This is a genomic window from Paenibacillus qinlingensis, from assembly GCF_031455095.1.
Taxonomy (GTDB): Bacteria; Bacillota; Bacilli; order Paenibacillales; family NBRC-103111; genus Paenibacillus_E; species Paenibacillus_E qinlingensis_A.
The window spans coordinates 479,363-495,513 of sequence record NZ_JAVDSB010000002.1 but is presented as its reverse complement, the minus strand read 5'-3'; the positions used below and the strand labels follow the sequence as shown (position 1 = coordinate 495,513).

At 48.4% G+C, this 16,151-nt stretch carries 12 protein-coding genes; 11 read left to right on the top strand and 1 reads right to left on the bottom strand.

Annotated elements, in window-relative coordinates:
* Nucleotides 1–7: 7 nt before the first annotated feature.
* From J2736_RS10040 to J2736_RS10025, 4 genes are read left to right on the top strand one after another with little or no spacing between them, the layout of a single operon-like run.
* Nucleotides 8–1,213, top strand: coding sequence for a serine hydrolase domain-containing protein (locus J2736_RS10040; protein WP_310226016.1), 1,206 nt, complete (start codon nucleotides 8–10; stop codon nucleotides 1,211–1,213).
* A gap of 5 nt (nucleotides 1,214–1,218) precedes the next feature.
* The gene (murQ, locus tag J2736_RS10035) at nucleotides 1,219–2,130 is read left to right on the top strand and encodes an N-acetylmuramic acid 6-phosphate etherase (protein WP_310226014.1); all 912 of its coding nucleotides are present in this window, start codon (nucleotides 1,219–1,221) and stop codon (nucleotides 2,128–2,130) included.
* Nucleotides 2,131–2,170: 40 nt separating this feature from the next.
* Nucleotides 2,171–3,274 carry a dipeptide epimerase gene (locus J2736_RS10030; protein WP_310226012.1) on the top strand — a complete coding sequence of 368 codons (1,104 nt, stop codon included), beginning with the start codon at nucleotides 2,171–2,173 and terminating at the stop codon, nucleotides 3,272–3,274.
* Nucleotides 3,271–4,194, top strand: coding sequence for a C40 family peptidase (locus tag J2736_RS10025; protein WP_310226010.1), 924 nt, complete (start codon nucleotides 3,271–3,273; stop codon nucleotides 4,192–4,194). Before J2736_RS10030 ends, J2736_RS10025 begins: the two co-directional genes overlap by 4 nt.
* Before the next feature lie 75 nt (nucleotides 4,195–4,269).
* On the opposite strand, the gene J2736_RS10020 is transcribed toward J2736_RS10025, so the two are convergent.
* The gene (locus tag J2736_RS10020; RefSeq protein WP_310226008.1) at nucleotides 4,270–5,985 is read right to left on the bottom strand and encodes a glycoside hydrolase family 2 protein; all 1,716 of its coding nucleotides are present in this window, start codon (nucleotides 5,983–5,985) and stop codon (nucleotides 4,270–4,272) included.
* Nucleotides 5,986–6,155: 170 nt separating this feature from the next.
* On the opposite strand from J2736_RS10020, the gene J2736_RS10015 reads away from it, so the two are divergent.
* The 7 genes from J2736_RS10015 to J2736_RS09985 all read left to right on the top strand — a co-directional run bounded on the left by J2736_RS10015 (nucleotide 6,156) and on the right by J2736_RS09985 (nucleotide 16,145).
* A complete protein-coding gene (locus tag J2736_RS10015) occupies nucleotides 6,156–6,974 on the top strand; it encodes a helix-turn-helix transcriptional regulator (protein ID WP_310226006.1) in 819 nt (272 codons plus the stop codon).
* Nucleotides 6,975–7,058: 84 nt separating this feature from the next.
* The gene (locus J2736_RS10010; RefSeq protein ID WP_310226004.1) at nucleotides 7,059–9,587 is read left to right on the top strand and encodes a WD40/YVTN/BNR-like repeat-containing protein; all 2,529 of its coding nucleotides are present in this window, start codon (nucleotides 7,059–7,061) and stop codon (nucleotides 9,585–9,587) included.
* 121 nt (nucleotides 9,588–9,708) lie between these two features.
* The gene (locus J2736_RS10005; protein WP_310226002.1) at nucleotides 9,709–11,220 is read left to right on the top strand and encodes an ABC transporter substrate-binding protein; all 1,512 of its coding nucleotides are present in this window, start codon (nucleotides 9,709–9,711) and stop codon (nucleotides 11,218–11,220) included.
* 86 nt (nucleotides 11,221–11,306) lie between these two features.
* Nucleotides 11,307–12,719 (top strand): sulfatase-like hydrolase/transferase, encoded by a 1,413-nt coding sequence (locus J2736_RS10000; RefSeq protein WP_310226000.1) that lies wholly within the window; start codon nucleotides 11,307–11,309, stop codon nucleotides 12,717–12,719.
* A complete protein-coding gene (locus J2736_RS09995) occupies nucleotides 12,716–14,188 on the top strand; it encodes a sulfatase-like hydrolase/transferase (protein WP_310225998.1) in 1,473 nt (490 codons plus the stop codon). The genes J2736_RS10000 and J2736_RS09995 overlap by 4 nt, the downstream gene beginning before the upstream one ends.
* Nucleotides 14,189–14,312: 124 nt before the next feature.
* On the top strand, nucleotides 14,313–15,278 hold the full coding sequence (locus J2736_RS09990; RefSeq protein WP_310225996.1) for a carbohydrate ABC transporter permease: 966 nt from the start codon (nucleotides 14,313–14,315) through the stop codon (nucleotides 15,276–15,278).
* Nucleotides 15,279–15,311: 33 nt separating this feature from the next.
* Nucleotides 15,312–16,145: a carbohydrate ABC transporter permease gene (locus tag J2736_RS09985; RefSeq protein WP_310225994.1), complete on the top strand. Its 834-nt coding sequence runs from the start codon at nucleotides 15,312–15,314 to the stop codon at nucleotides 16,143–16,145.
* The last annotated feature ends 6 nt before the right edge of the window (nucleotides 16,146–16,151 follow it).

Below are 16,151 nucleotides of genomic sequence, written 5' to 3'. Positions count from 1 at the left end.
CAAAGGGATGAGGAAACAGGATGTTCCCTTTCAAATTGAAGCTATCGTTGATGAAATTTCCTTAAGTATAGAACGGGGAATCCAAGAGGGCATATTCCCGGGGGGAATTTGCAGCTTGGAAGTCGAGAACTATCCTCCCATAGTTATTACTAGAGGTACTTTTGAAGCCGGTCGTAAAGATAGTCCTGTTAAGAAGGATACCCTTTACGATCTGGCTTCACTTACGAAGGTAGTTGTAGCGCTGCCGCTTATTTTACTCAGCGTGCAGACGGGCCGCTTATCTGTAACCGACCCGATCCTGACCTATCTTCCTGAGCTCGCAAAAGGACAGGATATCGAAGGTAAGCAGCAGATTACAGTGTACCATCTTCTAACACATACTTCGGGATTGCCAGGATGGAGACCTTTTTACCTACAAGGTAATGGCAGGGAGTCTTATCTTCGCTTGATTGCAGAAGAAGCATTAGTCGGTAAACCGGGAAACCAGGTTGTTTATAGTGATTTGGGATTTATACTGCTCGGTTTCATTATTGAAAGCGTCTGGAATGAGCCTCTCGATCAACTTGCCAGAAGAATGCTTTTCCAAGCCAATGGAATGGCTACAGCATCTTACAAACCGCTGGAACAGCTATCTACGCTAGCTGCGAACATAGCCCCAACGGAAGACGGGAATATTTTTGAACAGGCGATGATTACTGAGGATAACGCTTATCCCCATTTAGTTCGCCGAGTTGATGAATTTCCATGGCGGCAAGGCGTCATTTGCGGAACCGTCCATGACGGAAATGCCCATTACGGCTTGGATGGGGTTAGCGGCCATGCTGGATTATTCGCGAGCATTTCGGATATGCAGAACTATATGAAAATGTGGACGGGAAAAGCGGAAAACGGATGTATCGATCCCATTCTTTGTAATTTTGCAACCCGTTCTCATACAAGTACATTGTCTTCGATTCAGAGAGGGCTTGGTTGGGAAGTGTCTCCGACAGGAGGCACCATGAGTGCGGTGATATCCGGATGTACCGGAGGCGATCTGGTTTCACCCGAAGCATATGGCCATACAGGATTTACGGGTACCTCGATTTGGCATGATCCGCTTCGTCAGGCTACATTAATTACTTTAACCAACCGGGTGAACCCAACTGTTAGCCTACAAATCAAACAATGGCGCAGAATGCATCATAATCGGATCTTTTCAAAATTGAAGGGGTGATAAGCATGCTTGATAAACTTGATGAGCTTACAACCGAAATGAGTCACGCAAGTGCTCTAGAGCTAGATGAGTTGGATAGCTTACAACTTGTGAATTTGATGAATGACGAAGACAAAAAAGTAGCTTTAGCTGTAGAACAGGCATTGGGAAACATAGCACAAGCTATTGACATTATACATGCTTCCTTGGAAAGGGGAGGTCGGCTCTTCTACTTTGGTGCGGGTACAAGCGGTCGTTTGGGCGTGTTGGATTCTTCGGAGTGCCCGCCTACCTATGGGACAGCATCTGAGATGGTTCAAGGTGTGATCGCAGGGGGCTACAATGCGCTGGTACAGGCTGCTGAGGGAGAGGAGGACCGCCCGGAATTGGGCAAAGAGGACGTAATTAAATATGGGGTCAAAGCTGGCGACGTTGTGGTAGGCATAGCTGCAAGTGGAAGAACTCCCTATGTCATCGGAGTCCTGGAAGAGGCGAGAGCACAGCATGCAAAGACGATTTCGGTTTCATGTAATCCAAGATCCCTCATAGATCATGGCGTCCATGTAGCTATAAATGTTGTTGTTGGACCCGAAGTGGTTACAGGATCTACTAGACTGAAAGCCGCAACAGCACAGAAAATGATTCTTAATATGCTCTCAACAGCAACCATGATTAAGCTTGGGAAAGTCTATGGCAATCAAATGGTGAATTTGAAAGCGTCCAATTATAAACTTAAAGAACGCGCAAAACGAATCATCATGAATTTGACAGGCATTACCTATAGGGAGTCTGAGGAGCTTATCACTCGTGCGGGAGGAGACGTTCGAACCGCTATCGTGATGCAAAAAACGGGTTTGGACTTGGAGAAAACAGTTCACCTCATTGAACTTGCCAGAGGAAAGATTCGAACGGTAATCGAACAGTATCACGCACAGTGAAATACTCACTTTTAGCTGACCGTTTATGGAGGCAACGAATATGAACATTATTCAAAGTGTTGAAGTCATGCGACAGTCGACTCCGCTCAAAAAACCGTTCAAAACAGCACTGCGTACTGTCTATAAAACGGAGTCTATTATTGTTCGAATTCAGACGAACGACGGCAGAGTCGGTTGGGGGGAGGCTCCGGCGACCATCGTTATAACAGGTGACAGCTTGGATAGTATACATTCGGCGATCTTACATACGTTCACCCCCATCTTAATCGGCAAGAGCCTACTAGCTTACGAACGCATTCTGCAAGAGATTCATCAATCGATGATTGGGAGCAGCAGTGCTAAAGCGGCAGTGGATATGGCTGTATACGATCTTGTTGCGCAAAACTGTGGTCTGCCGTTGTACCAGTTCCTTGGAGGATATAAGGATCAGATTGAAACAGACTTTACCGTCAGCGTCAATTCCCCAAAGGAAATGGGAGAAGACGCGATTCGTTACGTACAAGAAGGCTTCAATGTACTGAAAATTAAAGTTGGCAAGGATAACCTGCAAGAGGACATTGAACGAATAATGGAAATCCGCAGATGCGTAGGTAACAGCGTGAGAATTCGCATAGATGCGAATCAAGGATGGGGAGTGAAGGATGCCATTCGCACGATACGCCGTATGGAGGATTTAGGACTTGATATTGAGCTGGTCGAGCAGCCAGTGAAAGCGTTTGATATCGAAGGATTGAAAATGGTTACAGATCATGTGGAAACTCCCATCATGGCGGATGAGAGTGTGTTTTCTCCAATTCAAGCCTTTGAAGTGTTGAAAAATCGCGCTGCCGACCTGATTAATATCAAATTGATGAAATCTGGCGGTATATTCAAAGCGCAAATTATTAATCAAATTGCGGAAGAATTCGGTGTGGCGTGCATGATGGGAAGTATGATCGAGTCCCGTGTGGCCGTAACAGCTGCAGCTCATTTTGCTGCTAGTAAGAAAAATATCACCCGTTTCGATTTCGATGCTCCGCTAATGATGCTTCAAGATATTGTAGTAGGCGGTGTACAGTATGACGGAAGGGTAATGACTTTCCCTAGAGCTGCGGGACTTGGTATTGTTGACGTGGTCCACAGCCAAAGTGTAGTGGGATCATGAGCAGGCTGAAACGAATGACGGTCGTTGTCTCTGTCGCAACAGTATGGACGAAGCCGCAATCTCCTCGGCCTATAGATGAGCCTGCATTAACATATCCAGTCGAATTAAGAGAATGGCTAGGCTGCATGACGCTTCGTGATAAGCTGGATTTGTGTCTAGCGAACCGGGTTCAAACACAAATTCTTTATGGTACCTCTGTGCTTGTCGTGGAAGAACGTGAAGGTTGGAGCAAGGTGCAAATCCCTCAGCAGGGAACACGCAAGGATACTTTGGGATATCCGGGCTGGGTACCAAGCTGCCAGCTAGTTGTAGAGGCGGAATCCCCTCTTGAATTGAAGAGAGCAGAAGTGATCTCTGATAAAGCATGGTTATATAAAAATCCGTCCGAACGGTTGATCGAGCTGAGTTATCTGACCTCGCTTCCTATGCTAGAGGCAAATAATGAATGGGTGAAAGTGCAGACTCCAGAAGGGATCGGATATTTAAAAGGGGATGACATTCGCTGGGTGGATGGTCCCTTAGCTTCCAAAGCGGGAGAAGCTCACGTGGGACAGGGGATCGTGGAGCAGGGGAGGAGGTTCCTCGATCTCCCTTATCTATGGGGAGGCGTGTCCTCTTATGGTTATGACTGCTCCGGTTTTGCTTATGCCATGCACAGATATTTTGGGATTCTAATACCAAGAGATGCCTCGGACCAAGCCAAGCAAGGAACTCTCGTTGACAAGGAACAGCTGGAACCGGGGGATTTGCTCTTTTTCGCTCATGAAGAAGGAACGGGAGCAATTCACCATGTAGGGATTTACATGGGAGACGATCAGATGATACATTCCCCAGAAACCATGAAATGTATTGAAATTGTTGACTTGAGCACATGTAAGCTGAGCAAAGAGCATTGCGTTTCTAGAAGGTATTGGAAGTAAGGAAGATTATCCTGTCCAAAGCGCCATACATGTAAAAGCGACAGCCGGAACCTGACCGACTGCCGCTTTTTGTTATTATTTCGTATCGCCAGACTTATAAATCTCTCTGACTACGCGATAAGCCTGCTTGGGCTTGCGGAATTCATTCAGCACTCCCTTGTTGTTAAAGCTTCTTGCACGGTCACGGAAGTTGGTTTTATGGCTTTTCAATTCGGCACGGACGTCAGCAAACTGCCAGATATAAGTGCCGCCGATTTTTGGATCGTTTCGGAAAATACGCAGGGCTTCCGTTAGGACGTGCGCTTGGTAATCCTCGCTGAACAGGCGTGGCTCCCAGCCGGTATCGCCATAAATTCCCGCAGCGCCAAACTCGGTCATCAAAATCGGCTTATCTCCAGCTCCCATCGATTCCGCGTATGCGTGGAACTGCTCCAGCATTGTCTCGAAGCCCTCCACATTGCCTTCGTACCAGCCATTGTACTTGTTGATGCCAATGATATCGAAGTGAGGCAGCAGCACGTCATTCAACGGATGCATGGTCGCATAGGAAACTAGTCTGGAAGAATCTTTGCTCCGCACTAGATCGATCATAGGCAGGGTTATATCCAGTGCCTCCTGACAGGTCGTGTCGATTTCGTTGTGAACCGACCAGAACACGATGCTCGGATGATGGAAGTCGCGTTCAATCATTTCATCAACCATCTGCATCGCACGTGAGCGAAATAAGGCATCTGTCGTCACTTCCTTCGGCATATGCGCGCCCCACATCGGAATTTCGCTCCAATAGACGAAGCCATGCTCATCTAACAAATCGATCCAGTACTGACTTTGTGGATAATGGGAGCCACGAACGGTGTTACAACCCAGCTCCTTAATTAAATCTAAGTCTTTTTTCATGAGCTTTGGAGGGAAAGCGAAGCCCCATTCGGGATGCTCTTCATGGCGATTGACGCCCTGCAAGTAGATGGGTTTCCCATTAATACAGATCCGCCGATCCTTCACTTCAATACGTCGGAAACCAATCCGGTCGATGACATCGTCAGAGCCAGTTAAAGCACATATTGTGTAGAGCTCGGCTTTGCCAACATGCCACAGTCGAACCTTATCCCAAGTCTGTTTGATTTCCACAGTGAGGGCTTGGCCAGCAGGGACAATGACGTTCTCCTGATGGAAACTAACGCCATTTGCCTGCAGCGTAAGTGGTACCGTTTGCGCACTGTCTGTCAGTGAGCGTAGGGTGACGTTTACTGAAACATCTGCGTTCGCTTGGTTGCCTAATGTATAGTCAACCCAAAGCTTTTCAATGTAAACATCCGAAATGAATTGAAGCTCAACAGGGCGAATAATACCGCCGTAATGGAACCAATCGACGACATCGATCGGAATCGTTTGTCTGGTTAATGTACTGTCCGTGCGTACGATCAGTTCGTGAATACCTGCTGCAGCGTTCGGGACAACAAATTGGAATGGCGAATATCCGCCGTAATGATACCCGAGATGCACACCATCCAAATAAATGTCTGCATGACCGAGCACCGCATGAAAGACGAGGCGCAAATGTTCCGGTGAAGACAACTCGAAGCTAGTCCGGTACCAGGCCACACCTTCGTAATCATATAAACCGAATTCATTGTTCCAGCAGCCCGGGACGAAGAGATTGGTTTCTGGCGTAGGAAACTGCTGGTACCAGGCATCCTGCATGCCGATATTGCTAGGGTCTTTGATGAAATCCCACTGACCGCTTATTTCTTGTGTTTGGCGAATGTGATGTTCTGCGAACGTTCTAATCATGTGAAGTACCTCCCATTGGTTCCTAGTATCAACTTGGATTTGTTATTTACCGACATTTTAATACCGAATACCTGATCTTGAGAATGGAAAAATAATGCTTCCTACTTGTAAAAAACGCTCCTATTACAGTAAAGTTGAACTATAAATTCTAATAAGGAGCATAAGCGTCGATGTATAATACTAATCAATTAAACCTCCATATTCGCTGGGTACTCGATAAGCCTACGGCCCCTGGCTGGAGAGACAAACGGAACACGACAGGATTGCATACGCTTTATTGGATACACGAAGGGAGAGGAACGTTTCATACGGACCGCTCTTATCCCGTACATGGTGGGATGCTCGCCTATATGCTGCCCGGTCTTCAAATGGACATGGAATCGGACGAGCTGTATCCCTTGCAAATGACGATGATTTTATTCGATTGTGCTGAAGTAGACTACGATGAGCCCTCGTTGAGAATTACGCGTGTGACCCAGTTGGAACTGCCCTTTCTTCGAACCTTCCATTCGGACAAAATGAGAGAGCTTAGTTTGCTTTTCCAAGATATTTATCGAAGCTGGGTACCCGGTGTAGCTGGTGGGGCTATGCTTTCACAAGCTAAATTGCTATCACTCCTTTATGATCTGCATTCGGCTACGGAAAGCCAAGTGGAATCGGCCCATGGAGCCGTTGAACAAGTCAAACAATATTTGGAGACGTCCTACAATACCGATTTCAAAATTCACGAATTAGCCGAACGTTTCGGGATTTCCTTGTCGTATTTACGCAAAATGCTCCATAAAGCCGTTGGCATGAGTCCTAAGCATTATCACACGCATATTCGCCATGAGCATGCCCGGCATTACTTAATGTATTCCAGTTTCTCTGTCAAAGAAATCGCTGAAGTATGCGGTTACCTGGATGAGTACCATTTTAGTAAATCGTTCAAGCAATTCAATGGTGTTTCTCCAAGTGCATTTCGCATGGCATTTAAGGGGGCAGATTGAGACCCAGTAAAAAATACACGCACAAAAGTAAAAATATCCTTCTATTTTTCAATTAGAGAAAGCGGTTACAATGAGTCTGGGTTAATGCTTTTCAATTATTCGAAATGGGGAGATATGATGTTAAAAAGTGTGTTTGGCAAAGTGGGTATCCCCACGTTCTTAGGACTATCCCTGATGATAACGAGTGTTCCGTCGGCTTTAGCTGTTGATGCGGTTCAGCCATACACGGTGAATCAAATGCCGATTGGCGGCGGAGGTTTTGTGACCGGGATGATTGTTCATCCGACCACGCAGGATATCGTATATATGCGTACGGATGTTGGGGGAGCTTTCCGTCTGGACACGACAGGAGGAACGGATAAGTGGGTGCAGATGTTTGATTGGGAGCAGGATAAGGAAAACTTATACGGCGTCGAGAGCATTGCCATTGATCCAAAAGATCCGAATGTTGTCTATACCGCACTCGGGAGAGATATGGCTGTCGAGCCTCTCGTGCCAGGCGCCATTGTGCCACCGAGCGGCATCTACAAGTCCACGTCCAAAGGACAGCTGGGCAGCTGGAACTTAATGAATATTAACGCAGCCTATAACAATACGACCAATCTGGGTGCGGATCAATCGCTCAGTATGGGGGGCAATTATGAGTATCGCTGGGCTGGGGAGCGATTGGCCATTGATCCAGGCGCAGATATTGCGTATTTCGGTTCCCGTCGGGATGGGCTTTGGAAGAAGCCGGTCGGCTCCAATGAATGGCGGAGAGTCGATGCCACAGTCTTCCCTGCTGTAGGGGGATCCTATACCAAAGCGAACGGAACTTCGGATGCCGTGGGCATCACCTTTGTTCTCTTCGATCGTAAGAATGAAGCAGCTGGCGTGAGGACGCAGACCATCTACGTCGGCGTATTCGAGGACGGAAGCCCCGGTAACGGGGGAGTCTGGCGCAGCATCGATGGGGGAGATCACTTCCAACTGCTTACGGGCCATGCACTCAGCGGGACCTATCACCGTCCAATTCGGGCAGCTGTCGATCCCGTCAATCATAACCTCTATGTCACATACGCTGGGAAAATGGATTATGCTACTGGAATCCCACAGTACAAAGGTGGAGTCGAGCGTTTCGACGGCACAACATGGACGGATATTACGCCTAAGGAGTGCGATTTTACTTATAACAGTGAAGGGGCGTTCAGTTATTCTGGCGTCAGTGTGGACCCATCGGACCCTACGGGAAATACGGTCATGGTGGCGAGAGAGGACAGGAATAACAACAGTATGTTTTTCCGTTCAACAAGTCAAGGAAATCCAGGTTCTTGCACGAGCAATACGTCGTGGATGAAAATAGACAACAGTAATACGATCAAAACGCCAGTGAGTTGGTGGCCGCCGTCCTTCTGGGGGGCTGAGATTTCTTCGCTTGCCATTGATCCGTTCCATCAGACGAGTGGACGTTCTTCACGCGTATGGTATACGGCCTTCAATGGTGTATGGCGAACGGATAATATAACGGCCTTGCCGGCAGCATCAACCTCTTGGACAGCGATAGAGCTGGGCCATGAGGAGGTCTCCTTTCATGCGCTGAAGAGTACACCGGGCGAGCGGCAGCCAGGTCAATATAGAGGATTATTAAGCGGAGCAGCGGATAAGGGCGGATTCTGGCATGATACGCAAAATATAGCGATGAGTGCCTCTAACTTTCCAAAATTCCGATTCTCGGAACAGGATACACTCTCCATTGATTTCTATGAAGCGAACCCGAATCTGGCTGTCAGGGTAACGGAAAAGCGTAACGCGAATGTGGGCAATTTCTTCTATTCCACCACCAACGGCAACGGAATTGATTCGATCGCAGCTTGGGGCAATCCAGTCGTAACAGGTCTGCCTGCGGATTTCCGCGGAGGACGCGTTGCGATGTCGCAAACCGATCCAAACACCATCGTCTGGGTACCTAGTAACGAGCCGGCGCAGGACGGAACACCAACGAATTATAATGCGAAATATACAGCCAACGGGGGTACGACTTGGAACGATGTCACCTTCAAGCAAGGGTCGACCACTGTGTATCCAAGGGTCGTTGTCAGTGAGTGGGATCGGATGAAGCAGCCGCTTGCTGCAGATCGAGTAAATGGTAAATTTTACTACTATGAGCCTGGCGTTGCTGGCAATCCGGGTACGTTCTACCGCAGTACCGATAATGGCGTTACCTTCTTAAGTACCCCTGCGACTAATTTGACAACGCATGCAAGCGGGGTATTCTCGGTCAAAGCGGTACCGAACAGCAATGGCGAGGTGTGGATGAGCTTGGACGAGGGCGGACTTCTCTATTCGACCAATGCCGGCTATAGCTTTACCAAGCTGAATACGGTGAAAGAAGCGTACTTGTTCTCTTTTGGTAAAGGAACAACTTCGTCTACTTCGGCCTTGTACTTGTATGGCGTATTGAATGACGGCTCGGATACGAAGGGCATTTTCCGCTCCGATGATAATGGACTTCACTGGACACAGATTCATGATAAGCTCATAGGAAGAGCCACTGTACTAGAAGGCGACCGCAATCAGGATCAAGTGTATGTAGGCCTCGGGGGGCGCGGCATTATTGCCCTAAAGAAGCCTTAAGCTTCCTTTTCGAAGTAAAAAAAAGCACCCTAAATGTAAAAAAGATAGTCTATATGATGGCCTTCAAAGCTACTACACTTAACTTAAGCAAGACAAATCAAACGTAAGCAGGGGGTACACCATGCGTAAAAGCGTATCAGTCTTAATGAGTATGCTCTTAGTCGGTACAATTGCAGCAGGCTGTAGCAAGGGTGCGGATTCGAAGGTCAGCGAGACGACGAAGGCAAGCACACCACAGAAAGAAGTGGTTTTAAAGCTTTGGGGTGGCAATGACTTCCTGAAGGGTGATGACAGTCCAGGCGGGCAAATGGTGAAGGAGTTTAATGAAAAAAACAAGGGTAAAATAAAAGTAGAAATTCGCTATATGCCATGGGCTGAATTTAATACGGCGATGCAGGCGGCGTTCACCTCCCAAGATATGCCCGACCTATTCGCACTCCCGCAGAACATGGATCTAAGACAAGTCATTGAAGCGAAGTGGGTGCGTCCTCTGGACGGACTGGTGTCTGATAACTGGAAGAAGCAGTTTTATCCGGGATCGTTCTCGGACGGGGTCAACGTAATTGGCGGTAAAACATATAGCTGGCCGATTACCGGTCCAGAACTCCAACAGATGCTCTATATTAACAAGGATGTACTGAAAAAGGCCGGCATGGATCCGGAAAAGGCACCGGAAACTTGGGACGAACTGCGTACGATGTCCAAAGCGGTAGCCGATAAAGGGAAGGGTGACGTCTTCGGCTTAGTGTTTGCCGGAGGACAGAACAACTACTTGACCAATGCCGTGAAAGGCTTCGCTGCCGGCGTATCCACACAGGATGCAGGAGGCTACAACTATAAGACGGGGAAATATACGTTCTCAACACAAGCATTCACAGACAGCATCAAGCTGCTGATGGATATGAAGAAAGACGGAAGTATTCTTCCTTCGTCGTATACGCTGAAGAGTGCCGAAGCAGGCGTGCTGTTCGGCTCGGGCAAAGCCGCTTTCCTCTTGGACGGCCGCTGGAGAATGTGGCAGATCAAGCGTGACACGCCTGACACGAATTTCGGCATCGCTGCTCTTCCAACACCAGACGGGAAGCCGGCAATGAATGGTTATATTACAGCTAATTACACATCGGGCTTCGTAGTCTCAGCAACCTCGAAGAATACGGAAGCCATTGGTACATTTATAGAAGAAGGCTTAGCTTCACAGAGCTTCTACGAGAAGTATATGAAAAGCGGAGTTGCGCTCACGCCGTTCGCCAAGCTCAATGATAATAAGTCATTGTATCCTTATCCAGAATACGCGACCTTTGTGAAACTGCACCAGGATTTGCTGCGAGTACGTCCAGAATTTTCGGTTAGAAATCCTGAAGCAGCCAAAGTAATCGCCGAGGTTGGAGGAGCTGATCAGCCGAATGTGAAGCCGACGATGAATGACATTCTGCAGATGCTTTTAACAGGTGCACAGAAGGACGCGGACAGCCTGCTCAAGCAATACGATGAGAAGCTGAATAAAGGCTTGCAGGATGGTATTAATAAAATGAAGCAAGGCGGCGCTAAGATTACGCCGGAAGAATTCATCTTCCCGAACTGGGATCCGTCGAAGGACTACACCGACAATGATTACAAAGCGTTGAAGAAATAGCAGGGTAGGAGGGCCGTCATTCGTTCTGTCTAGCAGACAGCATCGGAACGGCTCTTTCTCTTAAATTGAACGCGGAGGACGAAACCATGAACAGACCTAACATTCTCGTCATCATGACGGATCAGCAGCATGCGGAAACAATCGGCCCCAATGGGCTTTGCAAGACCCCGAACATTGATAGGCTTATGAAGGAGGGGGTCACCTTTACAAGTGCTTTCACACCTTGCCCCATGTGTACGCCAGCTCGGGCTTCTACAATGACGGGTACGAACCCCCATCAGCATAAGCTCGTACAAAATGCGCATTCGCTTATGCGAATTAAGGATAGTTTGGCGGTAGAGGACGTGACGATTGGAAGTGCCATGCAACAAGCAGGCTATGAGACGGTGTACGGGGGCAAGTGGCATGTAGGCTCAGGCTCACCTCTGGAGCATGGCTTTGACAATGCTCTCCCTATTGAGGAGAGCTATAGCAAGGGTAATTACACGAATGAAGCTGTAATTGAAGAGTGGAACGGTAATAAGAAGACGATTGCGGCTACCGCCATTTATCCAGCGGAGGATTCCTACGTATTCCGATTGGCGAAGGAGATTGGGCACTGGCTGGATGGGTACGACGGCAGCAGCGAGAAGCCATTTTTTCTATTCGCTTCCTGTCATGAGCCGCATGTGCCTTGGATTGTGCCAGAGCCTTATGCCTCCATGTACAGCTCGATGGAGCTGGAACCTTGGCCCAGCTATAACGACGATTATTCCGATAAGCCGATGACGTACAGCAAGCATTATAACGATATTAACTTTTGCCGGATCCAGAACGATTGGCCACGGATGAAAGGTTTGCTGCAACACTATTTCGGTGCGGTTACCCTAGTGGATGACGCAGTCGGCCGAATCGTTGATGATCTGGAACAAAGGGGACTACTGGACAATACCATTATTCTCTTCACTACGGATCATGGGGAAATGATGGGACGACACGGCATGATTGGGAAAAATGAGATTATGCTAGAGGATCTAATTCGAATTCCGATGGTAGCCTATTGGAAAAATCACTTTCAAGCAGGTGAGTGCCGAGAGCTCGTCACTTTGTGCGATTTGTTTAACACCGTGCTAGATCTAGCAGGAGCTGAAAAGAATACCGAGCTGGACAGCGTTTCGTTCGCACCTGCTTTGTACGGCCGAGATTTTCCCTCTCGAAAAGAGGTTGTCATTGAACATCATGGCGCCACCATCCACTGGAACACGGTCCGAGCGATTCGAGACCAACGGTACAAGTATGTGTTCCGTGCCCATGAAATTGATGAACTCTATGATCTGGAAGTGGACCCTCACGAGCTCCTCAACCGGATTTCCGATCCACAATATAGAGAGATTGCCTTGGACTTGCGGAAACGGCTTGTGGCTTGGGCGGTAGAGCATCAAGATTTTGCTGTTGAGGGATTGAAACGCGCATTCCAGCATCCACACCCAGTGGAATTCGCTCGGGAGGCAAAGTTATGAAAAAGCCCCCGCATATCGTACTCATTACATGTGACCAGATGAGAGCAGACTTAATGGGATGCGCCGGCCATCCGATTGTGCAGACGCCTCATCTCGATTTACTTGCCAAGCGAGGCATACGGTTCACCCAAGGCTATTCGCTTCAGCCTGTGTGTATTCCGGCGCGTGCTTCCATTATGACTGGGCTTGAAGGCCATAGCCTTGGCATCACAACGTATCGAGAAGGTTACGAATTACCGGTTCAAGACACGCTGCCCGGCTTGTTAAAAGATGCCGGGTACCAGACGAAGAGCGTCGGCAAGATGCATGTGTATCCCGAGCGCTGCCATTATGGCTTCGAAAGCATGCGGCTCTGTGAAGAGGGACGGCTGTTCGGTCAGGCACACGGTCACAATCACGGCTACGACGATTATGAGCAGTGGCTGGCGGAGCAAGGCTATGCAGGCCAAGCTTTCGCCCATGGCATGTCCAATAATGCGATTACGATGACGCCTTGGCATCTGCCTGATCATTTGCACCCTACGGAGTGGATCGGGACGGAGGCTTGCAAGGCGATTAAGCAGCGTGACTGGACACGGCCATTATTTCTGTGGGCTTCATTCACAGCACCGCATCCGCCACTAACTCCGCTCCTTCGGGATTTATATATGTATGAACGTGATGAGATGCTTGCACCCGCCATGGGGGATTGGGTACACCGCCATCCGTCAGTACATCAGGAAAATCTGGCTCAGTGGCACGGCAACAGCCTGTCCAAGAAGACGGTAGACCAAGCGTCCCGTGGATTCTATGCATCGATCACCCATGTGGACCGCCAAATCAATCGCATTCTCGGAACGCTGCGCGAAGCGGGAATATTGGAGGAGACGTGGATTATTTTCACCTCGGATCACGGGGACAACATGGGGGACCACGGCTTGTGGTCTAAGTCGAACCTACTTCGTGGATCGGCGAATATTCCATATATCATTACTCCGCCGCCGAGTTATGCCTTCCATCCAGGAAATACGAGCGAAGCAGTCGTGGGTCTTCAGGATCTGCTGCCAACGTGCCTAGGAATCGCTGGGATCGACTATTCAGGCTCAGTGGATGGCCTCAGCCTGCTGCCGTTGGTGCAAGATCCGACAGCGGCCGTTCGGGAAACCGTGCTTGGCGAATTCGGGCCCGCGCGCAAGCGAGCTTTTATGATGACGGACGGGATATGGAAGTATCTGTGGTATGAAGAGGATGGGACGGAGCTGCTGTTTCATATCGCTTCCGATCCCGATGAGCTGATGGACCGAACAGAACAGGCGAAGGATGTTTTGGCGGATTGGCGCCAGCAACTTATTCGGAGACTTTCGACGCGAAGCAACGACCCGGCAGTGGACAAAGATAGACTTATGCCCGCGCGGGATGCATGGTCAGCTGTTCCTAAGGAGCAGTTGGCGCGCATGGCGGTATACCATAGTCCGAGAGGACTTCACTAGCAGCGCATAAAAGTAAAAAAAACACGAACGGTTGTAAAAAGGAGCTTCTTTTTACAACCGTTTTGTCTGTTTACAATAGAAACAACAGATCGATTAATCGTTTAGTCCAGGAGGCTGATGCACAATGAATGAATTGCAACTGAACGCGTCCTCTACCGTACGTGGGGTACCGGTTAAAAAGGGGGCTGCGTACCATAGAAGGAAGATTTTCTGGTGCTACGTGTTCGTCCTTCCCCAAATTCTCATGTTTCTAGCCTTTACGCTGTATCCGATCGTCATGAGCTATGTATACAGCTTTTATCGCTGGAACGGCGTTGGTGAGCTCCAGCATTTCGTAGGGTTCGCGAACTTCTTGGAGACGATCAAGGATACGTATTTCTGGAATGCATTTAAAAATAACTTCATCTTCATGGGGGTTATGGTAGCCGTTCAAGTACCTTTAGCGCTAATTATCGCCCTCATTCTAAATGCGTCATGGTTGAAGGGAAGCGCCTTCTACCGTGCGATCTACTTTTTACCGGTTGTTACAACAACGGCGGTTGTTGGCATCGTGATGCGTTTTATCTTCGGAGCTTACAAAGGTTTGGTGAATGAAATTCTTATCTCCTTAGGGCTGCTGGATAAGCCTATAGATTGGCTCGGCTCAACAGATACAGCATTGCTCATTATACTACTCGTAGGCGTGTGGAAAACGTTCGGCATGAAGATGATCTACTGGCTCGCCGGGCTGCAATCGCTGCCGAAGGACATCTTCGAAGCAGCCAAGGTCGATGGAGCGAACGTGTTTCAGACGTTTCGGATGATTACGGTACCGCTGCTCCTGCCAGTAGGCAGTGTCATTTTACTGCTGTCGGCGGTGAATGCCCTGCATGTGTTCGACCTTGTGAAATCCATGACCGAAGGCGGTCCTGCCTTTTCCACGGATATGGTGGATGTGTACATTTACCGTTATGCCTTTGGCGGCGGCGGGGAAGCGCGAGTCGGGTTCGCATCGGCTGCCGGTATCTGGTACGGAATTGCGGTTCTCATCATTTCCATGGGGTTAGGGCTGCTGGTGAAACTGACCGGTGGTAAATCGAAATCGCATTAAGACATTAATTATAAAAGCGGGAGGATGATTCGCATGAAGCTCACCAAGCGAGGTCCGATTTATTTACTCCATAGTTTACTCATTCTCATTGGCGTCGTATGGATTTACCCTTTTATCTGGATGATTACAGCATCGCTGAAAACGAATCAAGAATACATGACGGGCGGATGGTCACTGCTTCCGAAGAAACTTCAATTCGCCAATTATGCGAGAGCATGGGAGACGGCGAAATTTTCAACTTATTTTTTTAATACGGTCATCGTCACCGTCTCTGTTGTCTTGCTTGTTATACTCATGTGCTCGCTTACGGGCTATGCGTTGGGACGTTATCAATTCAAGGGACGGCTGTTCATTATTTCCGCGATTACCGCCACCATGTTTATGCCTAAAGGGTACACAATCATCCCGGTCTATGCTTTAATTAATGCACTGGGCCTGAATAATACGCTATATGGTGTTATCCTAGCGGAAGCGGGTGGAGCACATATCCTCTTCATCTTGCTATTCATGGCTCATTTCCGAGGATTGCCAAAGGAGTTGGAGGAGGCTGCGGAAATGGATGGCTGCGGATACATCCGTACGTTTGTTCAAGTCATGCTTCCTTTATCTAAGCCGATTATTGCAACGACAGCGATTATGCAGTTTATGTGGACTTGGAATTCCTTCCTGGTACCTCTCATTTTTACACTAAACAAGCCAGAGCTGCGAACATTGGGAGTTGGTATGTATCAATTTGTGGGTGAACATAGCATTGATTGGACGGGAATGGCTGCAGCATCGAGTATCTCACTTTTGCCTATTATTATCGTCTTCCTTCTCTTTCAGCGCTATTTTGTTGAAGGGGTTGCCGGCTCCGTCAAGGGGTAAGACAGG